22 protein-coding genes and 1 pseudogene are annotated in these 23,573 nt (G+C 46.2%); 9 read left to right on the top strand and 14 right to left on the bottom strand.

Annotation, left to right across the window (positions count from 1 at the left end; all coding sequences use genetic code 11):
- Positions 1-89 precede the first annotated feature (89 nt).
- From NDA06_RS00265 to NDA06_RS00225, 9 genes are all read right to left on the bottom strand, one after another.
- Positions 90-560, bottom strand: coding sequence for a DNA phosphorothioation-associated protein 4 (locus NDA06_RS00265; RefSeq protein ID WP_190986471.1), 471 nt, complete (start codon positions 558-560; stop codon positions 90-92).
- Positions 561-638: 78 nt separating this feature from the next.
- Positions 639-845, bottom strand: coding sequence for a hypothetical protein (locus NDA06_RS00260; RefSeq protein WP_190411011.1), 207 nt, complete (start codon positions 843-845; stop codon positions 639-641).
- 85 nt (positions 846-930) lie between these two features.
- Entirely contained in the window at positions 931-1,488 is a 558-nt protein-coding gene (locus NDA06_RS00255; RefSeq protein WP_190986470.1) for a Uma2 family endonuclease, read from the bottom strand.
- A 51-nt stretch (positions 1,489-1,539) separates the two neighbouring features.
- On the bottom strand, positions 1,540-2,091 hold the full coding sequence (locus NDA06_RS00250) for a Uma2 family endonuclease (RefSeq protein WP_190411012.1): 552 nt from the start codon (positions 2,089-2,091) through the stop codon (positions 1,540-1,542).
- 6 nt (positions 2,092-2,097) lie between these two features.
- Positions 2,098-4,044, bottom strand: coding sequence for a DUF3370 family protein (locus tag NDA06_RS00245; protein ID WP_190986469.1), 1,947 nt, complete (start codon positions 4,042-4,044; stop codon positions 2,098-2,100).
- 247 nt (positions 4,045-4,291) lie between these two features.
- Positions 4,292-5,038, bottom strand: a complete 747-nt coding sequence (locus NDA06_RS00240) for an SAM-dependent methyltransferase (protein ID WP_190986468.1) — start codon at positions 5,036-5,038, stop codon at positions 4,292-4,294.
- A 72-nt stretch (positions 5,039-5,110) separates the two neighbouring features.
- Positions 5,111-5,764 carry a Uma2 family endonuclease gene (locus tag NDA06_RS00235; RefSeq protein WP_190986467.1) on the bottom strand — a complete coding sequence of 218 codons (654 nt, stop codon included), beginning with the start codon at positions 5,762-5,764 and terminating at the stop codon, positions 5,111-5,113.
- Complete coding sequence (locus NDA06_RS00230) at positions 5,754-7,820, bottom strand: AAA family ATPase (protein ID WP_190986466.1); 2,067 nt, start codon at positions 7,818-7,820, stop codon at positions 5,754-5,756. The genes NDA06_RS00235 and NDA06_RS00230 overlap by 11 nt, the downstream gene beginning before the upstream one ends.
- Positions 7,817-7,990, bottom strand: a complete 174-nt coding sequence (locus NDA06_RS00225; RefSeq protein WP_190986465.1) for a hypothetical protein — start codon at positions 7,988-7,990, stop codon at positions 7,817-7,819. Before NDA06_RS00225 ends, NDA06_RS00230 begins: the two co-directional genes overlap by 4 nt.
- Positions 7,991-8,205: 215 nt before the next feature.
- Here NDA06_RS00225 and dndE point away from each other — a divergent pair, with 215 nt between their 5' ends.
- Positions 8,206-8,613, top strand: a complete 408-nt coding sequence (gene dndE / locus NDA06_RS00220) for a DNA sulfur modification protein DndE (RefSeq protein WP_190428657.1) — start codon at positions 8,206-8,208, stop codon at positions 8,611-8,613.
- 5 nt (positions 8,614-8,618) lie between these two features.
- Here the strand turns inward: dndE and NDA06_RS00215 are convergent, their stop codons facing one another.
- Both NDA06_RS00215 and NDA06_RS00210 read right to left on the bottom strand, forming a co-directional pair.
- Positions 8,619-9,839 carry a class I SAM-dependent methyltransferase gene (locus NDA06_RS00215; protein ID WP_190986464.1) on the bottom strand — a complete coding sequence of 407 codons (1,221 nt, stop codon included), beginning with the start codon at positions 9,837-9,839 and terminating at the stop codon, positions 8,619-8,621.
- A gap of 11 nt (positions 9,840-9,850) precedes the next feature.
- Positions 9,851-10,858, bottom strand: a complete 1,008-nt coding sequence (locus NDA06_RS00210; RefSeq protein ID WP_190986463.1) for a PfkB family carbohydrate kinase — start codon at positions 10,856-10,858, stop codon at positions 9,851-9,853.
- Positions 10,859-11,059: 201 nt separating this feature from the next.
- Between NDA06_RS00210 and NDA06_RS00205 the strand changes: the two genes are divergently transcribed.
- The 6 genes from NDA06_RS00205 (at position 11,060) to NDA06_RS00180 (ending at position 16,285) form a co-directional block, all read left to right on the top strand.
- The gene (locus NDA06_RS00205; protein WP_190411022.1) at positions 11,060-11,335 is read left to right on the top strand and encodes a LuxR C-terminal-related transcriptional regulator; all 276 of its coding nucleotides are present in this window, start codon (positions 11,060-11,062) and stop codon (positions 11,333-11,335) included.
- A 386-nt stretch (positions 11,336-11,721) separates the two neighbouring features.
- Entirely contained in the window at positions 11,722-12,315 is a 594-nt protein-coding gene (locus NDA06_RS00200) for a PD40 domain-containing protein (RefSeq protein ID WP_190986462.1), read from the top strand.
- Positions 12,316-12,701: 386 nt separating this feature from the next.
- Positions 12,702-14,168: an ATP-binding protein gene (locus NDA06_RS00195; protein WP_190986461.1), complete on the top strand. Its 1,467-nt coding sequence runs from the start codon at positions 12,702-12,704 to the stop codon at positions 14,166-14,168.
- 161 nt (positions 14,169-14,329) lie between these two features.
- Entirely contained in the window at positions 14,330-14,989 is a 660-nt protein-coding gene (locus NDA06_RS00190; protein WP_190411025.1) for a DUF6391 domain-containing protein, read from the top strand.
- Positions 14,990-15,070: 81 nt separating this feature from the next.
- Positions 15,071-15,448 carry a photosystem I reaction center subunit IV gene (locus tag NDA06_RS00185; RefSeq protein WP_190411026.1) on the top strand — a complete coding sequence of 126 codons (378 nt, stop codon included), beginning with the start codon at positions 15,071-15,073 and terminating at the stop codon, positions 15,446-15,448.
- A 3-nt stretch (positions 15,449-15,451) separates the two neighbouring features.
- Positions 15,452-16,285: a DNA-formamidopyrimidine glycosylase gene (locus NDA06_RS00180; protein WP_190986460.1), complete on the top strand. Its 834-nt coding sequence runs from the start codon at positions 15,452-15,454 to the stop codon at positions 16,283-16,285.
- Positions 16,286-16,332: 47 nt separating this feature from the next.
- Here NDA06_RS00180 and NDA06_RS00175 read toward each other — a convergent pair whose 3' ends face one another.
- Positions 16,333-17,775, bottom strand: coding sequence for a methyl-accepting chemotaxis protein (locus NDA06_RS00175; protein WP_347277043.1), 1,443 nt, complete (start codon positions 17,773-17,775; stop codon positions 16,333-16,335).
- 535 nt (positions 17,776-18,310) lie between these two features.
- Between NDA06_RS00175 and NDA06_RS00170 the strand changes: the two genes are divergently transcribed.
- A complete protein-coding gene (locus NDA06_RS00170) occupies positions 18,311-18,526 on the top strand; it encodes an NAD(P)H-quinone oxidoreductase subunit O (RefSeq protein ID WP_190411028.1) in 216 nt (71 codons plus the stop codon).
- Between the two features lie 691 nt (positions 18,527-19,217).
- Positions 19,218-21,038 (top strand): right-handed parallel beta-helix repeat-containing protein, encoded by a 1,821-nt coding sequence (locus NDA06_RS00165; RefSeq protein ID WP_190986459.1) that lies wholly within the window; start codon positions 19,218-19,220, stop codon positions 21,036-21,038.
- A gap of 196 nt (positions 21,039-21,234) precedes the next feature.
- Here the strand turns inward: NDA06_RS00165 and NDA06_RS00160 are convergent.
- Together NDA06_RS00160 and pheS are read right to left on the bottom strand one after the other, a co-directional pair.
- Positions 21,235-22,322: pseudogene (locus NDA06_RS00160) on the bottom strand (ISAs1 family transposase).
- A gap of 119 nt (positions 22,323-22,441) precedes the next feature.
- Complete coding sequence (gene pheS, locus NDA06_RS00155; RefSeq protein ID WP_190415893.1) at positions 22,442-23,437, bottom strand: phenylalanine--tRNA ligase subunit alpha; 996 nt, start codon at positions 23,435-23,437, stop codon at positions 22,442-22,444.
- Positions 23,438-23,573 lie beyond the last annotated feature (136 nt).

The following is a 23,573-nucleotide window of genomic DNA, read 5'->3' as shown; positions in this document are numbered from 1 at the left end:
TCTCGCTAAGTACACGAGGGAGAGAAAAAATTTAATGATTCATGTAAATTAGCTAGATAAACTTGTCGCACGTAATAATAAAAGCTAACTTAAGTGAGAAACCTGCTGAGATCGAATTCCCCTTCTACTGGTTCTTCCTTATTGCGTTCAGAGCTAAGGAGTAATAAAAGTGTGGTTGAATAGTCTACTATTCCCCGCAACTCTTCTTGTAAAACTTCTAGCCCCCCGTTGGCATATTCTTCAAAAATCCGGATACGTTGCTCTTCAGAATTTTCATCAGTCGGGGAGAGAATCTTTATGTCTTTAGTTTCAGCGATCGCTAATAACTGAATCACCCGATCGGTGCCTCTAGATACAAAAACCTCTAGGGCGATCGCACCCGGTTCCCTTTTGGATATTTCCCCTAAAGGCGATCGCTTTTTCCGCTTCGCCCCCAAGGCTGCTGCAAACGCGATCGCATCAGCGTAGGTTTGGAAAGGGCCAGTTGTGCTATCAGATGCGACTAAGGCTTGCACCAAATCAGCTTTATCTTTCGCAATTCTGATTCTATTTGCACCCATTGTGTTAATATTTTTTGCTTAAATACTCATAACGAATTGAAATAGCGATCGCTCTGTTCATCTTCTAAGCTAAGATGTTCATTTTTTGCCTTGGGAACGTTTCAATCTTTGCTCCAGATATATTTTTCCCAAGCTAACCAACTCCTTGCCAAGCCTAAAAATTGTTCCCCCAAGCTCAAGAACACCTTTCGGCTTTTTGAATTCGGTTTCTTGAGGCAAATCCACTTTTTCTTTTTTCTTGGGCTGACGAGGCGCTGGGTCAAATCCTTTAGGCTTTTGAGTCATAATCTGATTAGAAAATAAGACTTTGCACAATGAACTTTCTTTATATTATCTGCCGAACCGATGCAGATACAGAGCGATCCTCAAATTAGGGAAATAGTTGATTAACTCGAACCTCAATCTCTGGAAAGGCAAGAGGGGAAAAGATGGCATCTCCATCTAAAATAGTTTCTTGTTGATAATTTGCTTCTCCCGGTTCGCGGAAAACGTAGACTCGCCGCGTGTTCACATCCAGAACCAAGTAATCAGCAATCCCAGCTTTGGCATAAGTGCGTGCTTTCATCTGGCAATCTCTATTTAGAGTAGAGTCTGCCACTTCAACTAACAGGAAGATATCATCGGGTGTAGGGTGACGCTCAAAATACTCGCAGGGATTGATACGAACAACAGCGATATCGGGTTCAGGTTCTGAGTTGGGGCGCAGCGTAATTGGTAACTGCATCCGCAGGAACGCTTGATTTGTCAGTAGACTGTTGAGATAGTTGAACGCCCGTTGCATCGTAGCAGCATGGGGAGGTTGTTGAGGACTCATTTCTAGAATCTGTCCTTCTAGGAGTTCCACTTGCTCGTCAGTTGTCAGAATTTCTGTCTCGATCATGCGGTGGTACTCATCTACAGTCCACAAGCGTCTACCAGTTACAGTCATAGATTTTTAGCTGTAAAAATAGCTTGATTGAGTGTTATTAAAAGTGGGCGTCTAAACAAACAAATCGTCTACTGCCATCAACCATCCCGGCACAGCGGGTTCAGCTTCAGCCACCTCACCACGACGGTAAACTTGCGGCTTTGAGGGATTGCTAGCACGATACACCTTGACAACTTCCGCCTTGAGTACATCTACATCCCATACCACCAGCGTACCCGCCGCAAAGTAATCCCGACGCTTGGCTGCCATTTCCGCTTCTGCTGCCTCACCGTAATCATTCTCGCTTCTCACTTCAGCAGCAAAAACGGGTGCCCCTTCTAAGAACTTTCCGCCGCTAGGATTGCCGATGTAGAATGCAGCATCAGGGCTGAAAGAACGGCGGTTTGGAAGATTGACAATAAAGCCGACATTATCAGGCAAAGCATAACCACTTTTGGTGCTGCGTTCGTAATCGCGCAGGCTAACATATATTTCACCTCCTGCACGTCCTGGCAGAAAACCTGTCGCCGCCATCAGTACCAATTCTCCGTTTACAATTTCCGCTTTGCCATTTTCCGGTATGCGGTATAAAGCTTCAATTGTTGTTTCTGTTTTTAAATTCATTGTGAGTTACCCATTTGTGCTGATGGTGAGAACCTGCGGCGGAGTGGAATCTGGAGGATAGAGAAAATCTACCTGTACAACTCTCTTGTCACCTGACGGCATCTTCAGCGTTACCAATGGTTCCCCCGGTTGTCCGCGTCGCTGTACCAGATGCACGTAGCGCGTCTTTTCCACTCCATTATCATCGTTGTAACGCAGCCTGACTGTGCCTCGAAAAAACACTTGCTTAGTGAGGGGATTTAAGAACAAAAGTCTATCGGTTCCTCCCTCATCCTTCAGGGGTGTTTGCACGGATACAGTAACAGTTTGGGTTTGATTAGTAGAGTTTTTCAGCGGCAAAGTGAGATTGTATTCCACCCCATAGTTGCTGTGGGCAAAATACGCCGTATCAGGATAGCGAACTAGCATCGGGGCGCTTTGAATTTGCTTTGTGCCGAGGGTAATGAGATGCAGAGTGCCTAATACATAAGAAAACGCTTTCCCCGGCTGAGGAATCGTTAAATCTGAGGAATTAGAACCATCGGTCATTTGTGCTTGCCATTGTGCCCCTTGGGACACACCCGCCACGCGGCTAAAAACTGTAGGTTCTCTGGGAGGATCTAACGGTGTGGGAATTGGATCGCGCTTCCCCGCCAAACCGCCTGTATTCAGCAGCTTTTGCCATTCAGCCAAGGTGGGTGTCCTCTCACTGCCATTGCCATTGCGGGGGGCATTCATGGCTAAATTGGCAACATAAATTGGGCGATCGCTCGACAACCGCATCATCGTGGTGCGACCATTCGATGAGGGAGCCTTCACCGGAATTGGCTGATTCATCAGCATTTGGCTTTGCCCCGGTGGAATTGTAACCTTTTGGGAGAATTTTTCCTGCCGAATCCCTCGCAGCACATCATTCATTGTCCGGCTGCCAGGGCCAGCGTAGACGGTGCCGTTAGGATTATCCTGAATATCTGGCAAGGAAATAAACGGCGCATCGGGAGTGGAAAGGTAACTTGCTGCTTGCAGCACTTCGACAGTGGCAGGTTGATCGCCGGGATTGTGCAAAATCACGCCTTGGTAAAGGGTGCGCGTTTGCGAGGAATTTTCTGCCCTGGCGATGTGGTGAGAAAATAAATCAAATCGTCCCTGGAAGGGGAAATTTAAATGCGCTTCCGGCACCTGTTTGCCTGCCGGGGGGAAGGTAGACAGCAGAATGCCTTCAGTTGTCACGAGTTCGGGACTGTTGCTGTTAAAGGTGGGAACTGCATCCAGTTTTCCCGGTAAAGCCCGCACCTCCATCGGTTGCACTTCCACCCCGGCTATATACTGCGGCGGAATCGTATAAATGTTTAACGCCCGACACATCGACGCTGCCACTTCGCCTCTGGTGGCGCTGCGATTGGGATTGAGTTGTTTGACGTTGGGATAATTGACGACAAGGGTGCCCACGGCGGCGGAAGCGATCGCATTTTGGGCATAACTTGGAATCTGCGCCGCATCGTTAAAATACTGCCCCAGCGTCTGACTGACATTTTCCGGGATGGGATAATTTGCCGCACCTGCTATAACGCCGATTGCTTGCACTCTGGGAATGGCTTGACTCGGTTGAAAAATCCCGCCTGGATAACCCGAAAAAAAGCCTTTTTGATAAGCGGTAGCGATCGCTTTATTCGCCCAGTGACTAGCAGGCACATCTCTAAAAGCTGTGCTGCTACGCTTTACTGGCGCATTCGGGAAGGCATTCAACATCAGCACCGCCGCCTCAGCGCGTGTCACCGTTGCTTCTGGGCGAAAGCTGCCATCCGGGTAGCCCGTCACTAACTTTCTTTGGGCTAACTGAGTAATGCAATCTTTCGCCCAATGGCTTTGAATGTCAGAAAAAGCGGCAGTACTGGGCGTTGATAAACCCAACAGAGACACAAAAAGAACGGAAGTAACGGCAGGATTTGTCAAAAATTTGAGAGTTTTAACCATTAAAAGGCTTGAATGTCAACGAAAGTCTTTGAAGTATTTTTAGACAAATTTGTTGCCAGTGGGAAGCGATGCGCGATCGCCCTGTATCTACAACGCTGATTCAGTAATCCTAGGGAGAATCTCTTTCCTGCTATAGGAAGGCAGTAATTTTCCCCTTTTCCTTGCAGGGAAGAGGACTGGGGGGTTAGGTTTTTGATTGCTAAATCAATGTTGTAGTAACATTGCAGGAGTGCTCCACCGACCAATTTTATTTATAAACTACGCAGCCATACATAAAAACTGGCTCGCTAGCCTCAATTGGTTTTGCCGATACGTCAGCCTGCCACGCCTCAACAGGCAGGATACCATGCTCGGTTAATTGCCAGCGTCCCAGCAGCGCTCGGATCGTTTCGGGATTACGCATATAAACATGCGCCCCCATCGAGTCCAATAGTTCTAGCATTTCCGGATACACGATCCCCGCTTCACCATCAAAATCCAGCGCCAAAAAACTACCCGCCGGTGCCCAATCATAGAGTTGATCGAGCATCTGGGTCATAATTTCATCAGGGATAAAGGCTGCAACACCGACAAAAACCATACCTAAACGCCGAATTGACCCTAGCACTTGTGCAACAACCGATTGCTCCAGGGTATCCAGGTTTGTCGCATCGCAGAAGGTGTAGCCAGCGTTCGAGTTCTCGGCTAAAATCTCTTGACCCAGTTTGATATTTGCTCGATCGATATCGGTATAAAGAACCTTTGCTTGCGCTACAACTTCATGCACATTGCCGCAAGTTGGTAATCCGGAACCAAAAACAATAAATTGGTCAATGCCCTGTAATTCAATATAGCGGGATACCTGACCAATGTAGTCTCGTAACTCGCGAAAAACGGTTGGGAAATCAGGATATACTCCGGCACAAACTTTGGCTGCTTCCACATCAATTGGGAAGTAATGAGAACCGCCAAGCCAATAATCGATCATCCGGGCTGTGTTGGGAGAAACTTCCATTCCTACTCCTTTCGCGGATAAATTTTAAAAAGAGCGAGCGCTCTTTTTATCCTCTTTTGTTTGACTGCATTTTTAGCTAAATGATTGTAGCAGCCAGCGAGTAATTGCCCCATCATCCTCAGATTGGCTGCGTTGCAGTGCTTCTTCAACGAGGGAAAGTGTCAATCCCGGTAATACCAACGACTCTTGGATTTCGCCACTCCGCCCATCAGAAATTGAGAATGCGATCGCATCCCCAGTTTCTACATCAACAACCCAATATTCAGATATTCCTAATCGTTCGTAGAGTAAACGTTTTCGCCCTAAATCATCATTAAGTGTTGTTGCCGCAATTTCCACTACCAATGTTGGGGGTTCAAACTCATTCAAGTCAATTGGAGAATTTGAACGCGGTGGAAATACAAATTTTGAGCCAATGTAGAAAGCAGAATCAGGTTGACATTCGCCTGCCCCTGATTTCCTGAAACTGGTATTAACTAGTTCCTTAATCCGAATATTCCTGACTGCTGCATAAAGACTCACTACCTTAGACATGATAGAATTATCCTGCCCGTGACTGGAACCAATTGGCATTGTTTCAATCCTCATGTAGCCCCGATCGTAATAAAACCTACCATTTTCATAAGCAGGATTATCAGCTAGTACAATAAATTCTTCCCAAGGTGCTTTTATCCACGTATCTGTCACTAAATTCTGTTGTACAGCCGCTGATGAACTAGAAATCATAATCCACCTCTACAATCTCGGTATATTCAAACTCGTTAGGACTTTGCCTAACTAAATCGTAATCGTTTCCGTTTAATTCAATCGAATCTTTTTCGCATTCCGGCTTAGAAGAGTAATAAGTCAATACATATTGCCTACCAATCCGAGTAGCGATTTCTGCGGCTACTTCACCGCGCCATTGAGTTTTAGTGACTAAAACCACTAACTGATTTGCTAATCTGGGAATCGTCTTCGCAATTTGCCGCCGATAAATTTCATCCAAACTTCCGAAGGGAGAATCCATCACAATTGGAAACGTGCTGCTATCTGGTACCATCAGCATTTCCTTATGACTCCACTCGCGAACCCTATCGATAATGCTACCGATAAACGATAAGCTGAGAATTTGATTTTCTCCCGTAGAAGCAGCGACGGGTGACTCTGAACCGGCGGTATTTTCTACTAATGTTAGCTCATACTTTTCACTAAGTTTGGGGATATAAGGGGTAAAGGAAATCTCACTAAAAATTTCTTGTACCCGCTTTTCTAGCTGCACGCGAAACTGTTGATCAAGACGCGATCGCACTTCGGTTAATCGCTCAATTGCATCCTGGGTTGCAGCAATTCGTCGCTGGGCTAGCGCTTGCTTTGCCTCATTCATCTCATGTTTGGCAATTTGCTTCCCTAAGCCTTCAACTTCAATTTGAATATCAGCAATCTTCTGTCGATTTTCCCCTTCTTCTAGGGTTAAATCTCGAATTCTTGCTTCAATTTCATCTAACCGCTTTTGAAAGTTGCGAATTTCCTCACTGGGATCTTTTCTTAACTTATCCCGAATTTCATCTAGTTGCGTTTCTATTTGAGAAATGGTTTGTCTATACTGAGTAATATTCGCTTGCTCTGTATCCACCTCTTCCCAAAATGCCGGTGCTTGCTTATCAATTTCATCTACTTGGGCACTCATGCGAATCGCAGTTTCCTCAACAGCCGCAATTCCTGCTTTATCCAACCAGGTTTCAACACTTTCATAAGCAGCAGTTCCCTCAGGCAATTCCGTACCGCAAATACAGCGGTGCTGATATAATAAATTAGTGACAAATTGCCGATCGATGCCAGAGGGTAGCTCGCCTCGCTGTCGTAAATTATCAATAATCGCTCGGAATGCTGCTGTTGTCTCGGATAATAAAACTGTGTAGCCTTGGGTTGAAATAGCCCGTTTTAAGGCTTCTTGGCTTCTTTTGAGATTTTGTTGATTTACGGCTTTTTGTTCTTCCAGAGATTTTCGTTCTTCTTCTAACCTTTTAGCCGCATCGAGTTCCCGCAACTGGTTGCTAATTTCTTTTTTGAACGTCTGTTGAGCTGCTAACTCTTCCCCTATTTCAGTTTGACGATTAGATAAGCGATCGCTTTCTTTTTCTCTCTGCTCTTTCTTCCTTAACAACTGCTGAGTTTGAGAGTCGCCAATCGCTTTTAACTCAGCTTCTAGCGCTTTTCTTGCCTCCCCCAGATGCTTGATGGCACGATTTAAAACTTCTACCCCCAAAAGTTTTTTCGTTGCTTCGGCAATTTCCTCCTTTTTCTCAGAGCGAACAATTTGCTCGATTCGTTCTCCATCAAAAAAGAAATACTGATGCAAACTTTCTGGTAAGATTCGCCCAATGATATCTTCTGGATGCTGGGTAGGCAATCTCCAAATTCCATCATCTCCGGCGATTTGCATATACAGCTTGCTTTCGCCTTTCTCAATAGTTGCACCCTTATAAGCGCGACACTCGCGTTTTGCTCGGTAGCGTTTATCGTTATGTTCCCAAGTAACTTCTACCCAGCATTCTACTGGAAAGCCTGGTTTGGCTTCTGCAAGCGATCGCTTATTCACCAACTGCTCTTGTGAAGCAAAAGCAGCACTGAATTTCTCATACAATACCCACGTAAATGCATTTAACAGGGTTGTTTTTCCTGCACCATTATTGCCGTGGATAATCGTAGTATTTTCTTCCTCTCCACAGGAAAGCAAAATTTCTGGAGTTTTTCCATAAAATTGCCGAAAATTGCATAATTTAATGGAAGTTAGCTTCATCGCACGACTTCCTTCACAATTGTCAAAATATCATCATTGATATTGCGCGGTTGTTTCATGTAGAGCTTATCTTTTTCAGCCTGTAAGACCCGCTCAATGATTTGATAAACTTCTGGTGGAGCTGTTGTAATTGGCTCCTGCACATCATTTAAATAGGGTTCTTTCGTCATTTGGCTTATCACCCTGCAAATAAATTCTATTTTATTTCTAAACCCAAAGGTATGCAAAGGTTAACTTTAAAAGATATTTTGTTAGAGAATTTTTACTGAATTGCGGTTTAATGTAAAGAATTAGAGGAGGCTCCGTGCTTAGCACTCCTTGGAAGCGATCGCTTTCGGGTGAGTAAGCCTCACGTTTTATCGTTTAAGGCTTTATTTAAAGACTGATGGAACCACCGATTGACCGAATTCGCCTGTCTCAAACAGCCAAAGATCAGCTAAGTAAGCTCAAGCGCAACACCAAAATCGATCAGTGGAATATTCTTTGCCGCTGGGCATTTTGTCGCTCTCTGGCAGAGCCAACAATCCCTTCCCCGGTGCCAATTCCAGCAGATAGTAATGTCGAAATGACTTGGCGCGTCTTTGGGGGAGAATTGTCTGATATTCTGTTAATTGCCTTAAAACAGCGCTGCCATAACGATAGATTAGGAACCGATCGGGAGACTTTGGCGACTCAATTTCGCCTGCATTTGCATCGCGGGATTGGTTATTTAGCAGGCGATCCGAATATCAAGAAAATTGAAAATTTAATTGAAGTTGCTGAAACAATTAAAAATGAAAAAGCAAATTTTTAATTGTTTTATGGCATCGTCAAACCTTTGAGCTTTAGCTTTCTCTCTTCCTCGCTTAGCCCTTTGCACTGCACGAGTACGCCAAAACCCCCCAATCCGGTTGGATCGATGAGCTGGTGTAGGGCGTCACGACGGCGCAGTACATCCATAATGCTTTGCTGCTCGGCAATCGGACGATCGCTATGGGAAAGGGCAGCAATGCGATCGCCCAATCCCAGCGCCATCAGAAACAACGCCTGTTTCGTAAAACCCACCCATGCCAAGCCGCATCGATCGCCCCAACGCTCCAAAGCGGTAAAATCCACATGAGCGGTGATATCCTGTTGCCCAATCTGCACGTAAGGATCGTTATGGTGCCGATGCTGGTAATAACACTGAAGCGTCCCCTGACTCCGCTGGGGATTGTAATATCGAGCTGCTGGGTAGCCGTAGTCAATCGTCAACAAATATCCGCGCTTCAGCTTATCGGCAACTGTACTCAGCCAAGCACCAGCCGCTAGATTAATCTCGCTGCGATAGCCATCTGCATAGGCAGCAGATGGCAACTCAAGCCCCACTAAATCAAAATACTCAGTCAGTTGAGGCGTAGAAAGTTCGCCGATTACTTCCTCAAAATGGGTTCCATCCGGCATGGTGACATAGATTTCTTGAAGCTTCCCTTGCGCGATCGCAAACTGATGCACCGGCAATGCATCCACCAACTCGTTAGAAAAAAAGCAGCCGGTGATAGAAGCACTGGGTATCTCCTCCAGAGAACACCACCTAACGGGTGTAGCACCTTGCGTTTGGGCGAATCCTGGGGCAAATATTGGAGCTAATTTCTGCAACACCTGCTGCTGTTGAGAAATTAGCCCCGCTGCCTTTTCAACGATCAGGTACTCTAAGACATGAAAGAATGCTGGATGATGCTGGTGTAAATGCAGCAGAATATCTGCTGCTAAGAGTCCTTGCCCCGCCCCCATTTCCACAAGCGTAAATTGCGCCGGACGTCCCAAAATATCCCACATTTGGACAAATTGCTCAGCCAGCAGTTCGCCAAAGTCGGCACCCAGATTGGGAGCGGTAAAAAAATCACCTTCTGGCCCAATGTTGACAGCGTTGGTGGCATAGTAGCCGTAGTCCGGCTCGTACAGCACCCACTCCATATACTGAGCAAAGGTAATCCGCTGGTTGGGACTGTTGGCAATGCGCTCACCAATCAAGCTCAAGAGCGATTCAGACTCGTGCATCAAAGATTCTTTCAACCTTCAACCTTTACCGTTTTGAGGAAGTCTTCCACTTCAGCCGCCGTTGGCTGTGCAGCGATCGCTCCCGGCTTCATTGCGGTGATTCCGCCCACCGCATTTGCATAAGTCACTACCTGCTTTGCCATTTCGGCATCAGCGAGATGTTGAATACCATGCTTGCACAACTGATCGATGAACCCGGCAAGGAACCCATCCCCCGCACCCGTGGTATCGACCACCTTGACGGAAAAAGCTGGCACCTTGTCTTCATTCCCGCCCAAACAGTAAGCACAACCTTTTTCACCGGCTGTAACTAAAACGCCCTCTACTGAATCCAGACGGTAAGCGATCGCGCCAGCATCAGTGGTTTCAAATAACCATTCAGCTTCTTCGTCAGTGATTTTTAAGAAATCGACGTGCTTGATCAGTTCCTGAATCATCGGCTTGGAATCGCTGGGATCGGGCCAGAACATATCGCGCCGATTCACATCTAGCACAATTTTGACATTGTACCGATCTGCTAGTTCCAGGGCTTTCGTAATTGCCGCTCGCGCATCAGGATAAGCTAACTCCAGACTTCCCAGGACGAGAAAATCAGCGTTTTCAAACAAAGCTTCTGGCAATGCAGACGCTTGTAGGTGCGTATCGGCAAATTCTGTCGTGTCACGAGTTTCTTTTGCAGAAGTAGCGCTAACGCCAAATGCGGCAAATTCTCGTTCGCCCGATAGCGATCGCACTACATAAACTTGCCGCGTCGGTGCGGTGTCATGGCGCTGCACGCCCGTACTATCCACACCCACTTCCTGCAACAACTGCACCAACTGATCTCCCGGCTGATCCTTACCTACACAGCCGATAAATCCAGAAGGGGTTCCCAACTTGACCAAAGCACACGCCACATTTGCGGGTGCGCCGCCCGGATAAGGCGTCCAAGATTCGACATCTTCAAGCGATCGCCCCAGTTGATCGGCTAGACAATCAAACAAAATCTCTCCGAGGCAGAGAACGCGGGGATGGGTCACAACTGCACTCCTTGTCAACATGAACTCAGCCTACCAGAGCCTCTACCCCCTAGATCCGGATATTCACAGAAGCTCAAGATGATCCCAGCCTTTTTGAGGTGGGAGATATTGTCTCAATCCCAGTCACGAACGGGCTTACCCCCAAAGGATCTTCTAAAATTAAAGAGATAGTAAGTAGATATAACTAAGGAAAAAATACTTATGGCTGGTAGCGAGACTTATACCCCCGCGACACTCTCCGAGCGAGAACTGCAAATCATTGAGCTAGTTGCTGCTGGCTTAACGAATCATGACATCGCCCAAAAGCTGGAAATCAGCAAACGAACCGTGGATAACCACATCAGCAATGTATTGACCAAAACCAAGACTGACAATCGGGTGGCGCTGCTACGCTGGGCTTTGCAATGGGGCAAAGTTTGTATCAATGAAGTCAACTGCTGTACCTTGCCAACACCGGCGGATGAAGTGATTTCCTAAGCGAGCAACCGGGAAACCCTGCGAAAAAAGACAATCGTCATTAGTCATTGGTCATGGGTTGTTGGTTATGGGTTGTTGGTCAGTCAATTATTGTGAATTGTGAGATTAGCGAATTCATGGCGAATTGTCAATTGCTTTTCAATTTGTCAATGGCTAATTCGCTAGCAAACGAATCAATCAGGGTCGCGGATTCAATAACCTACATCCCTTCACCTCGTAGATTGGGTTAAGCGATCGCGTTACCCAACGCTACATTCAGTACTTTGGTTGGGTGGTCGTAACATCAAACGCCACATCGAAAGGGCGGGGGGAATCTCCGCCCTTTTGACGTACTTCCCCGACCAGACTGAAGTTATTTAATATCTATTCCGAAAAACTAATGACAAATGACTAAACACAAACGTTATCTGCCAGTTTTAGCAGTTGGTTTATTTGCCGCCTTGAGTGGATGTCGCGATCGCGGCTTGCTCACTCCACCTCCGCAACTGCTGGGAGCCTCCCTCAACAGCTTAGCCGCCGAACAAGAACCCCGCTTTTCTTACGATGGTCGCTACCTAGTCTTTACCTCAAATCGCCAAGCCCGTCGCGGCGTCTATCTCTACGACGTTCAGCGTCGTCGCCTTATCCCTCTCCCCGGACTCAACCAAGCGGGTGTCATCCACGAACAGCCAGATATCAGTGCTGATGGTCGTTACATCGTCTACATCTCCGAGGAACGGGGCAAACCAGATGTTTTCGTTTATGACCGCCAAAGCCTGCAATCTGAGGTCATTACCGACAATATTCTCGGTGAAGTCCGCCGTCCCACCATTAGCGGGAACGGTCGATTTATTGCCTTTGAATCCAATCGTTCCGGGCAGTGGGACATTGAAATTTACGATCGTGGACCCAGTGTCGAATTATCCTTACCCACCAGTCGTTCGGCACCTCTAAACAGCCCTGAAGCCCCCGCCTCACCCACACCAGCGGCTCCCAATTGATGGACGCATCTAAATTAAAGTTAAATAGCAGGGGTTGACCTGCTGTAGAGACATGATTAACCGCGAGTCTTCTGCAACCCTTCTAAATTTGGCTGACTCGGTAACTTTACGCTTCGTTTGTGATAAATAAACCGATGCTCTAGAAGTTCTTGTATCTGCGATTACGTTCCAACTTAACACTGACGATTGCTTTAGGCATAAGTCCGAAAAAACAATCGCGATCGCGGACGATTTTTTACAATCGGAATATTGATTAAAAATCACTTATCATAAAAATAATTTTACTTGATAAATCTAACTAAATAAATCATGGTAAACCAAATTTCAACGTAACTAGGGAAATTTTTCCTAGAAAAGTGAAATGTTCTTGTTGATGAATGCTCGCAATGCTTAAGGAAACAGAATCAGCTTCTTCTGTGGAACAGCCATTAACCGTCTTACTCGTTGACGATCAAGCTCTGGTCGGTGTAGCAATACGTCGGATGCTTGCCACTGAAGAAGATATCATTTTTCACTATTGTAGTGAGCCGACTCAAGCAATTCAAATGGCGACAGAAGTTGCTCCAACAGTCATTTTACAAGATTTAGTAATGCCCGAAATTAATGGGTTGCTGTTGGTGCGTTTTTTTCGGGCTAATGCCGCAACGCGAGATGTCCCGATTATTGTGCTTTCAGCGAAAGAAGACCCAGCAGTCAAAGCGGAAGCCTTTGCTCTGGATGTGAATGACTACTTGATAAAGCTGCCAGACAAAATTGAGCTAATCGCTCGTATCCGCTATCACTCCAAAGCTTATATTAACTTTATCAAACAGGCTCGGTTGCACGCCCAAGTAGAAGCACAAGTCGAAATGCTCAGCGAGAAATCTCGACAACTGACTGAAGCCTTAACACAACTGCAAAATACTCAAGCTCGGCTCATTCAATCTGAAAAAATGGCGAGTTTAGGTCAACTGGTTGCCGGTGTTGTTCACGCCATCAACAACCCAGTTAATTTCATCTACGGCAACCTCACTTACTTAGATGAATATACTCAAGCTTTATTGGATTTGTTGGTAGTTTATCAGCAAGAATATCCTCAGCCGTCTTTAAGGATTCAGGAACAAGCAGAAGAAATCGATCTAAATTTTCTAATTGAAGACTTGCCCAGAATGTTGTCTTCCATGAAAGTAGGCGCTGACAGAATTTGTCAGATTGTTTCGAGTTTGCGTAACTTCTCGCGCTTAGATGAATCAGCGATGAAGCCGGTCAATATTCATGAAGGAATTGAGAGTACCTTACTAATATTGCAGCATCGACTGAAAGCCAAGACAGAACATTCGGGAATTCAGATCCTCAAAGAGTATGGGAATTTACCCCCGGTAGAGTGTTATGCCGGACAACTCAATCAGGTGTTTTTGAACATTCTCAGCAATGCGATTGATGCCTTGAATGATTATGACAAAGAGCGATCGCCTGATGAAATCCGAAACCATCCCAGCCGGATCGTCATCCAAACCTCAATTGTCAGCACTCAGGGTTCGGCGGTCAGCGAACACACAACTGACAATCAAACAAATAATCAACAGGACGCACACGGCACAGTGGTGCCCCTAGTTGCTGATAAAGTAGCGATTCGGATTATCGATAATGGGCCGGGTATCGCTTCCGAAGTAAAGTCACGCATTTTTAATTCTTTTTTCACCACTAAAAATGTGGAAAGAGAAACCGGGCTGGGATTAGCCATCAGCTATCAAATTGTCGTTGAGAAGCACGGTGGAAGCTTGCAATGCTTTTCAGAGCCAGGAAAAGGAACAGAATTCGCAATCGAAATTCCCATTCAGCAGCCTGCTCATCAATCTACCTTGCTGGAGTAGCCTTTCAACAACTCAACCGACAAAATCCCAACGTGACCGGCTTTTGAGCGCGAGTAGTACGAGTGGCAATCTCACAAAAATTTGCAACGGCTCAAAGGCGTAAACGCTAAAGTTGAAAAACATCCCAGTTAATCTATCTGCTTTTGGAGTAGTTCTACTCTATGACTACTGCTTCTGCTTCTTCTCAGACTGGCAACTTCTGGAGCTTTGACTGGAGCTTTGACTCCCCAGCTCCTCAACCGACACAAGATGCCGATCTCCTCAGGACCCTGAACTTTGTTCCTGGGCTAAAGGAAATCCTGATGCTGCGTCAGGTTCATGCCTTAGAACACGCCACGGTTTGGGTCTTGAGCGACACCTGTAACTCCCCGAACGCCAGGGGTGTATCAACCTCCAGGCAACTAGATAACAACACTCTAGGAGGTCTTTCCACCGACCAAGGATTTTACCTCTACGGTCAAGTCAACAGCGCTGATTTGCATCGTGCTGTTCGCACTGCCCTCCGGCGCATTACCCGTGGAGAATGGAACCTCGCCGTGCATCCGCGTTGCGGCACGAATTTGTCAGTCGGGATGCTTGTCACCGCCGGACTCGCCTTGGGTATCCATCTCGTCCTGCCTCGTGGCCCCATCGAGCAACTTTTGGGTTTAGGCATCGCTACCACCGCTGCTGCCCAATTAACGCCCGATCTGGGCGGTCTTGCCCAACAATACATTACAACCTCCATTCCCTTTAATTTGGCGATAGAAGACATTTCGGCAACGCCTGACATCTGGGGTCGTCCCGCTCACTTCGTCCGACTGCGTTGGATCGAACAGTAATAAAACTTAAAGACTGGGAGGCTCAGCAGCTCCCGATCGAGTAGTACGCTGTACCTTAATGACGTAAGGGAAAAAACACTTATGGTTCAACGTGGTTCAAAAGTTCAGATTCTCCGCAAAGAATCTTTCTGGTTTCAGGATACTGGGACTGTTGCTTCCATAGACCAGAGCGGCATCAAATACCCAGTGATTGTCCGTTTCAATAATGTCAACTACGCTGGCGTTAATACCAACAACTTTGCCATGAACGAAGTGGTAGAGGTTGAAGCACCCAAGGCAGCAGGGAAGAAACCCACTACTGCCGCTTCCGGTGGCAAACAAACCACCATCGACGAGCGGACTCGCAGAACAGGTCAGGGCAACCGAGTTCTTGATGGGAAGGCCAGCGCTGCACCAGAGTCTGGAGAAGGTAGCTCAGTTGTACAAGGCTCTCCCAATCAGGGAACTGACTCACGTTAAGTTGTGCCAGAACTGCCTGAAGTTGAAACAGTTCGCCGGGGTCTAAATAAATTGACTCTGAATCAGGAAATATGGGGTGGCGATGTGTTGCTTGAACGCACAATTGCCCACCCCCTTTCCTCTGTAGATTTTTTGGCTGGGCTTGCCGGTTCAGTTATTACTCAGTGGCACCGGCGTGGTAAATACCTGCTGGCAGAACTCTCCTCATCTGCTTGGTTGGGCGTTCACCTGCGGATGACGGGTCAGCTGCTGTGGATTGATCCGCAGGAATCACTCCAGAAACATACGCGAGTGCGGCTGTTCTTTACCAGTGAGAAGGAGTTGCGCTTTGTTGACCAGCGAACCTTTGGCAAGATGTGGTGGGTACCGCCAGGAACACCGCCAGAAAGCATCATCACTGGTTTACAGGTTTTAGGTCCCGATCCCTTTTCCACAGCGTTTTCCGTGGAGTACCTGGCGCTGGCACTGCAAAATCGCCGCCGTCCCATCAAAACTGCCTTGCTGGATCAATCGCTGGTGGCTGGAGTCGGCAATATCTATGCCGATGAAGCGTTGTTTCTCAGTGGTGTGCCACCTAAAACTCTTTGCGCGGATCTGAAATTAGCTCGAATTGAGCGTTTGAGAGGGGCAATTATTCAAGTTTTGCAAGCCAGTATTGAGGCTGGGGGAACGACTTTTAGTAACTTTCTCAACGTGCAGGGCGTTAATGGCAACTATGGCGGCGTCGCCTGGGTTTATAACCGCACGGGTGCCCCCTGTCGAGTCTGTAGCGCACCGATTGAGCGCATTAGATTAGCGGGACGCTCCGCTCATTTTTGTCCCCAGTGTCAGGGCTAGAAAATGTGGCTGGGTAGGGGTGCCGGGGCGAGGGAGTTATCAATTAGCTAGACAATTGACTTCAGGTTTAGGGCTGCTTCGTTGAGGTTTTGGGTGCCCGCTTTGGTTTGCCCGATCCCACTCGCCGTTTCTTTTGCTCCCTGGTTGAGGACGTTCATGGCATCAACGACTTGTTGAATCGCGATCGCTTGTTGTTGGGCACTCAAGGCAATTTGTTGGCTGTTTGTAACTACATGGTTGATGGCGTTCGTCATCCCCGTAAAGGCGTCCGCAGTTTGATGAGAGAACTGTACCCCGGCTTCCACCGTCTTCGTGCCCTCCGCTGTCACTTTTACGGTTGAATTAATCGCGCGTTGGATGTCAACGACGAGGGTGTTGATTTCTTGCGCTGACTTCTTGCTTTGATCGGCGAGTTTCCGAATTTCCCCCGCCACCACCGCAAATCCCTTACCATGTTCTCCAGCCCGAACCGCCTCTACAGCAGCATTCAGCGCTAGCATATTTGTCTGGTTCGCGAGATCGCTTACCAAGTTTGTAATGTTGCTAATTTGATGAGTTTGTTCGTTCAATTGCAGAATTTGAGCTGCGATCGCTTCTACCTTCTCGCTGAGCGTCGCCATCCCTCCCAGAGTTTGCTGCACGGCTTCGGTTCCCCCTTCTGCTAATATCAGAGCCTGACGCGCTCCCGCAGAGGCTGCTGCGGCTTGTTGCGCCGATTGCAGGGAAGAAGTCCCCAACTCATCCATCGTTGTCGTGGTTTGATTCACCGAACTGGCTTGAGAGACAGCGATGCGTTCTTGCTGTTCAACGGTGCTAGCGATCGCTCTGGAAGAGTGCGCGATCGCATCGACGATCTCATTAATCTGCTGGCTGATGCGCGAAGCGATTAACGAACCAATTCCCAAAGCAAATATTGCGGATAATCCGGCACCGAGCCAAACTACAATCGTGAGCCAGTACATCGCAGTATCTTGTTGTTTAGCTTGTGCCGCTAACTGATAATTTGCTTGTTTAAGCATATCCTCACGCCAGTCATTAATTCCCAGCATTCGTATAGACTTCGTTAACTCAACAGCCTCGGCAATCTTACCGCTATCGAGCAAGTTGAATATCTTTCTAGACGCCTCATCAATTTTCTGACCCGCCTCAATAATTTTAGTCAAATTTTCTCGTTGCTGAGGGTCTTGAATCTCTCCCTCTAAAAATCTAGATGCTTCTCGAAATAACTTAATTCCTTCTTCGTAGGTTTTCTCGTAGCTTTTCTCCTTGGGGAAAACCACATGACCTCTAGTATTCCGTACCATTACGGATATTCCAAGAATCATTTCATCTATTTGTATAATATTGTTTTGTATGGATTTGACCTCTTCCGCAACTTTAGCGACTTTGTGAATGTTGTAATGCACCACTCCAGCCACGCCCATTGCCAATAAAATTGGAACAGAATATCCTAGCAAAATGCGGGACTTCAGTTTTAATGGCTTATTCACCGAGTTACTCCTTTCCTGGCGACTAGCTGCTAATTGCCTGTTTGAGTGTTATTGATTACTGAGATAATCCAAGATAACTTGGTTCAGTTTAAAATAAAATAATTAGTTAGAAAAACTTTTAATCTTGCAAACCAAATGTACTTCTATATTTAGTATTAGTATATTTATTAACTTAGCTCATTTTATTTCGATTAGTGCAAAAATTCTCAATGATTTACGAAACTAGCTTCGGGGTGTTATTGAACCACAAGCCGCAAAGAGCAAATAGACGTCCGCGTTCGTGAACTGGCTTTGAAAGAGCGAGCGTTTAGACGATGTTTGAAAAGTATCAAAAGTTGATATTATCTGTTTATCCCGCCTTAGAAAGGGGATAATTCAGCTCAAATTCCTTCTTTTCAAGGGGGATCTCCACCATCTAAGCGTCTCAATTAGGACTTTTTCAGGCATCCTCTAAGTAAATTTGCTTTCAGATGATTTTTCCGCCCTCATAGAAACTAAAATAGTGATGAACTAGACACAAGGGCAGAACAAAAATATGGCAGTCAAAAGTGGCGATTTGGTTCGTGCTGTGCGAGAAAAATTAGAAAACAGTGTGGAAGCTCAAGCTAGCGACTCGCGCTTCCCTTCCTACATATTTGAAACCAAGGGTGAAGTTGTACAATTGCGGGGTGACTACGCACTCGTCAAATTTGGTCAGGTGCCAGCACCAAATGTCTGGTTACGTGCTGATCAGCTGGAACCCTTTAAGTAAACTCAACGGGTAGCTGCAACCTTGTAGGGAGACGAACCTCTAAGTAAGGTTTTAGCTTAGGGAGAGCCGACTTCCGTGGGCGGGTTGAAAATGTCCCTGTTGACAGCTGACGTGCTGTACAGGCAGTTATCACCCGCCCTTACCCTCAACGCTAACAATTCGCTAATGATTGCAATAGAGCGATTTTCTAAGAGCAACACCGCTTCGCTACCGTGTCCACCAACTTTCAATGAGTGAGAAAAACCCTTCAGTAAATTCTCGTTCCGGAGACGCTGAAGTTTTTTGATCGTCCGAATTTTTACGGATTTCAGTAAAGCTCCAGAGGGCTATGATGTACCGCATACTAGGCTCTATTCTGAATCGTTTATTTAAGCACTTTTAGTAGGCGATTATCGGGAGAAAGGAGATTGGTTCAGTTTGCTTTTTTCTGGCTTTTGACCTAAGTTTTTAGCCGAAAATTGTATCAATTTTCGGCTAAAAATACTTGAATTATTAAACAATAAATGGTATTTCCACGATGAATTATTTAAATAAAAACTTTTGTATTACTGGGAAGTTATTTTCAATTTTTGTTACAGTAGTCTGCCTAGTTTTGATAAGTAGCAAAGTCAATTTACCTGGTTCAGCTTCTGCACAAGACTCAAAAGTTTACTATGTATCGCCCTCTGGCGCAGATTCTAATTCAGGAACTTTGTCTAAACCCTTTCAAAATATCCAAAAGTGTGCCAGTGTAGCGACGGCTGGATATACCTGTTTGATTCAAGGCGGGATTTATCGAGAAACTGTTATCCCCGCTAATTCTGGAACTGCGGGAAAACCCATTATTTTTAAAGCTTATCAAAACGAACAAGTAACAATTAGCGGTGCAGATCCGGTTTCTAATTGGACTCTGCACAATCACCCCAGTGGAAAAGTCTACAAAGCAACAATGAACTGGGATTTAGGTGAAGGGAATAACCAGGTTTTTGTAAATGATGAAATGATGGTCGAGGCTAGATGGCCTAATATTAACAAAAACCCAGCACAAATTACCAGTAAAGACAAAGCGATCGCTGATGGTGGTTCAATTAGCAACCCAAATGCTGCTGACAATTCACGAGTCAGCGGCACAATTTTAGATGAAGCTTTAAGTGACTTTCCTACTAGTTTTTGGAATAACGCCAAAGTCAATCACGTTCCTGGTCCAAATTGGGCACCCCATACCAGCACGATTACCAGTCACACCCCTAAAACTATTAATTTTAGCGACTATCAATATTATGCAAACTCTCTAGGCTATGCTCCAAAAGCGGGTAATTACTACTATATTTGGGGTAAATATGAAGCTTTGGATGCACCAAAAGAATGGTTTAGAGATGCTTCGGGAAATTTATATTTATGGACGATAGATGGAAGCAATCCTGCAAGCAACCGTGTAGAAGTCAAAAAAAGGCAATGGGCATTTGAGATTAATAATAAATCTAATATAAGCATAGAAAATATCAATATTTTCGCGGCAGGCATCCACTCAAATAATAGTTCAAATATTTTAATTAATAAAGTCAAGCTTTTGTATGGTTCTAATTTCGCAGTGATTCCCCATCTTTGGTACGACCAAGGAGCGCCAGCTATTTTATTGGGAGGAAATAATAACGAAGTAAAAAATAGCGAAATTAGGTATGCGGCAGGAGCGGGAATTAGAATTGAAGGCAATTCGAGTAAAATTACTAATTCTATTATCCACGATACAAATTACTCCGGCACTAGCAGCGCCATCCATATTAAAGGCGCAGTCAATGCAATTATGTACAACACCTTATTTGATTTAGGAACTCCGGGCGCGATCAACATCAATGAATTGACGCAGGGCAAGGTGATGTACAACGAAGCATTTAATATGGGGCGGCAAAATAGCGACGGAGGTACGGTGCAGGCATGGGGACACGATGGCAAAGGGACTGAGATTGCCTATAACAAAATTCACGATAGTCAAGCAGAATACAACCCCAGTTTGCATTATTTTGGCAGCATGGGAATTTATTTAGACGGCAACAGTTCTAACTATGTAGTGCATCACAATGTTCTGTGGAATATTCCCAAGCATGGGATTGCGATTAACAGTCACGGCACTCCCTGTTTAAATACAAATAGGCAAGTGTATAACAACACTGTAGATGGAGAGATTTGGTGGGAACCGTCTCGATCTAATATGAAAGGCACTATCCTCAAAAATAATATTGCTAAAGAATTTAAAGATACCCAGTCCGCAGGGGGGATGACAGTGGAAAACAATATTGTCATGGAAAAAGATGCGGCGGGTCAAATCACTGTTCCCGATGTACAGTTTGTAAATAGAAGCAACCACGACTATCAACTCACTGCTACTTCTGCGGCTGTAGATAAAGGTGCGATCGCTTCTCCTTACACCAATGGATTTGTAGGGAAGCAACCAGATATTGGCGCTTTTGAATACAATAAGAAACCGTGGACCGCTGGTGCCGCGATCGCTCAAGAAGATTTGTCTCTGAAATAACATTCTCCGCACTGATAGGGCGGATATTCTTCGTTCAACGATTCGGCTTGCCAATCTCCTGTTCGCGAAGCGGCGCGTCAGCGGAGCATTCGGAGCTAAAATCCCTCGGAACCTCAACCCCCAGCCCCTCGACCTCCACGGAGAGGGGAGAATAGAATATTGAAACCCTCCAAGAAGAGCGGGGAGCAGGGTGGTTTCATACAAGAAAAGAAAAAACTTGGTGGAGTTGGTTGGCTAAAGCCCGTTGTGCCTGTGGAATAGTTCGGAAACCGAGATATCGGGCAATCGTGATGAAAAAGGTGTGTAAAATCGCCCAATTAACCGGAGCATTACCACCACGTCGGAGTGGAAAATCTTCCGAGAAAGTAACGTCTTTAACCCAATGCAGTCGGTTTTCAATTCCCCAATGTCCAACTGTGTCGGCAAGCAACTGTGCCGCAGATATCATCTGACTGCTAATGTAAAATTGACGCTCATGAAAAGGTTGACCATCACGTTTGCCCTGTCGTTCAATAACTACAAAGGTTTTGATTCCAGCCCATTTTTGGTGTAATTGTTGAGGGACAGGGAAAACCTTGCACTCGCGTTGCACTTGTCGAGAATGAACATACTCCACCGTCGTAGCGCTACTGAGTGGGATATCCCGTTGTGATTGGCTTTGAGCCATTTTGTATAGTGTAGGTTGGTTTTCTTTTAATCCAATCAGGTAGTCATTGCCACCGTTGGCAATGAGCGAGACTGTTTTTTTTGGCAGTGTAAAGCATCAAGAGTGAACACAACCTCACCAGCGCCAAGTTCAGAGATTAATTGCTGTACGATAGCTACCTCACTAATCAGCTTGTTGGACATCGGTTGGGTTCTTAGAACAATCCCTCGTTGGTGGCTGTAAACCGATACTGTACTGATAAAGTTTTGGTACGACTGAGTGTAATCCGTAACCGTGCAGCGGATGCCTTTTCCGTCAATTGCCAGCCGTTCTCCAGGCATCGCTGGCACGAAATTTGCTGCCCAAGTATTGAATAAGTCGGTCAATGGCTGAAAATCTACTGTTTTGAGTACTCGTCGGAATGTTGAATACGACGGAAACTTGATAGTCATATCCAGGTCTAAAAGTTCTATCAAGCTGTGTCTGTGAACACGGGTAAAGTCTTCCAGTGGTCGGTAGCCCCAATACCCGGTCATTGCTCCCAATAATATCAGCAACAATACCAACCATAATTCATGTCTTCTTCCCCGAAGGTGACGGTAGTCTGGGACTTGCTGCAATTGTCCGATCAGATTCATACTTTTTAGCTATCCGTTTTCTGGCATCCTCTAAAAAGTATTCTGATTTTTCTACCGCTGTATGAAACCACCCTGCTCTCCGCAGGCGGAGAGGGGGTTGGGGGTGAGGTTCCCCCTACTTAAAACTGCCGTAAAAAGCGCAAATCACTGCTGTACATCCGGCGCACATCATCAATTTGATGCAGTACCATCGCAAAGCGCTCAGCACCAAAGCCAGCAGCAAAGCCAGTATAAACTTCTGGGTCGTAACCTACTTTCTTAAGAACATTGGGATCGACCATCCCGCAGCCCATCACTTCTAGCCAACGCCCTTGCCACTGCACATCCACTTCCGCAGAAGGCTCAGTGAAGGGGAAATAACTCGTCCGGAAGCGAATTGGCAACTCTGCGCCGAACATCTCCTCCAAAAACACTTTAATCGTGCCCTTGAGGTCAGTGAAAGTCAGTCCTTCATCTACTGCCAAAATTTCGATCTGATGGAAGACTGCCGAATGGGTCGCATCGACGGTATCCCGACGGTAACAGCGTCCGGGTGCAACAATCCGAATCGGTGGCTCATTTTCTTCCATGTAGCGAATCTGCACCGAAGAAGTATGAGTCCGCAGCAGATTACCATCCGGCAGGTAAAAAGTATCCTGCATATCGCGGGCGGGGTGGTCGGCGGGAGTGTTCAGCGCTTCAAAGTTGTAGTAGTCTGTCTCCATTTCCGGGCCGTTGGCGACCGTGTAGCCGAGTCCGACGAAGATATCTACAACCCGGTCGATCGTGCTGTTGAGGGGGTGCTTGCGACCGAGGGGACGATAAACTCCCGGCATCGTGACATCCAGGGTTTCTGACTCCAGCTTTGCTTGGATCTGTGCTTCCTGTAAGTTTGTCCGCTTGCGATCCAAGTCTTGTTGTAGCGCTTCTTTGACTTCATTTGCTAAAGCGCCAATGCGGGGGCGATCGCTTGCGTCTAATTTGCCTAAACCCCCTAGTACCTTCGAGAGCTGCCCTTTCTTGCCCAGATAGCCAACTCTGAGTTCCTCTAGGCGTTCCAGGGTATCGGCGGCAGCGATCGCTTGAGTTGCTTCCTGTTTGAGCGCGGCTAATTGAGCCTCAAGCTCGTTGAGCATCGTGGTCATTTTAGAGAGGTTCATTTTTAGTGGCAGTAAGCTTGAGTTTAGCGCGATTTTGACTCATCCATCTGCCACAAGCTGCTACAGACTGCGATGCAAATTCATCCACAATAGAGTGAACTCCTCGATAGCA

Origin of the sequence: Trichocoleus sp. ST-U1, assembly GCF_039961835.1 — a bacterium.
Lineage (GTDB): Bacteria > Cyanobacteriota > Cyanobacteriia > Cyanobacteriales > FACHB-T130 > FACHB-T130.
Note: the sequence above shows the minus strand (reverse complement) of the source record. Positions and strands in the feature narration are given on the sequence as shown.

Bases quoted from the DNA above. Each gene is read 5' to 3' on its own strand.
- pheS (WP_190415893.1), bottom strand. From the start codon at position 23,437: ATGCTCAACGAGCTTGAGGCTCAATTAGCCGCGCTCAAACAGGAAGCA.
- NDA06_RS00195 (WP_190986461.1), top strand. From the start codon at position 12,702: ATGCTTAAGGAAACAGAATCAGCTTCTTCTGTGGAACAGCCATTAACC.
- NDA06_RS00200 (WP_190986462.1), top strand. From the start codon at position 11,722: ATGACTAAACACAAACGTTATCTGCCAGTTTTAGCAGTTGGTTTATTT.
- NDA06_RS00185 (WP_190411026.1), top strand. From the start codon at position 15,071: ATGGTTCAACGTGGTTCAAAAGTTCAGATTCTCCGCAAAGAATCTTTC.
- NDA06_RS00265 (WP_190986471.1), bottom strand. From the start codon at position 560: ATGGGTGCAAATAGAATCAGAATTGCGAAAGATAAAGCTGATTTGGTG.
- NDA06_RS00235 (WP_190986467.1), bottom strand. From the start codon at position 5,764: ATGATTTCTAGTTCATCAGCGGCTGTACAACAGAATTTAGTGACAGAT.
- NDA06_RS00250 (WP_190411012.1), bottom strand. From the start codon at position 2,091: ATGAATTTAAAAACAGAAACAACAATTGAAGCTTTATACCGCATACCG.
- NDA06_RS00190 (WP_190411025.1), top strand. From the start codon at position 14,330: ATGACTACTGCTTCTGCTTCTTCTCAGACTGGCAACTTCTGGAGCTTT.
- NDA06_RS00170 (WP_190411028.1), top strand. From the start codon at position 18,311: ATGGCAGTCAAAAGTGGCGATTTGGTTCGTGCTGTGCGAGAAAAATTA.
- NDA06_RS00230 (WP_190986466.1), bottom strand. From the start codon at position 7,820: ATGAAGCTAACTTCCATTAAATTATGCAATTTTCGGCAATTTTATGGA.
- NDA06_RS00260 (WP_190411011.1), bottom strand. From the start codon at position 845: ATGACTCAAAAGCCTAAAGGATTTGACCCAGCGCCTCGTCAGCCCAAG.
- NDA06_RS00205 (WP_190411022.1), top strand. From the start codon at position 11,060: ATGGCTGGTAGCGAGACTTATACCCCCGCGACACTCTCCGAGCGAGAA.
- dndE (WP_190428657.1), top strand. From the start codon at position 8,206: ATGGAACCACCGATTGACCGAATTCGCCTGTCTCAAACAGCCAAAGAT.
- NDA06_RS00225 (WP_190986465.1), bottom strand. From the start codon at position 7,990: ATGACGAAAGAACCCTATTTAAATGATGTGCAGGAGCCAATTACAACA.
- NDA06_RS00255 (WP_190986470.1), bottom strand. From the start codon at position 1,488: ATGACTGTAACTGGTAGACGCTTGTGGACTGTAGATGAGTACCACCGC.
- NDA06_RS00215 (WP_190986464.1), bottom strand. From the start codon at position 9,839: ATGCACGAGTCTGAATCGCTCTTGAGCTTGATTGGTGAGCGCATTGCC.
- NDA06_RS00245 (WP_190986469.1), bottom strand. From the start codon at position 4,044: ATGGTTAAAACTCTCAAATTTTTGACAAATCCTGCCGTTACTTCCGTT.
- NDA06_RS00240 (WP_190986468.1), bottom strand. From the start codon at position 5,038: ATGGAAGTTTCTCCCAACACAGCCCGGATGATCGATTATTGGCTTGGC.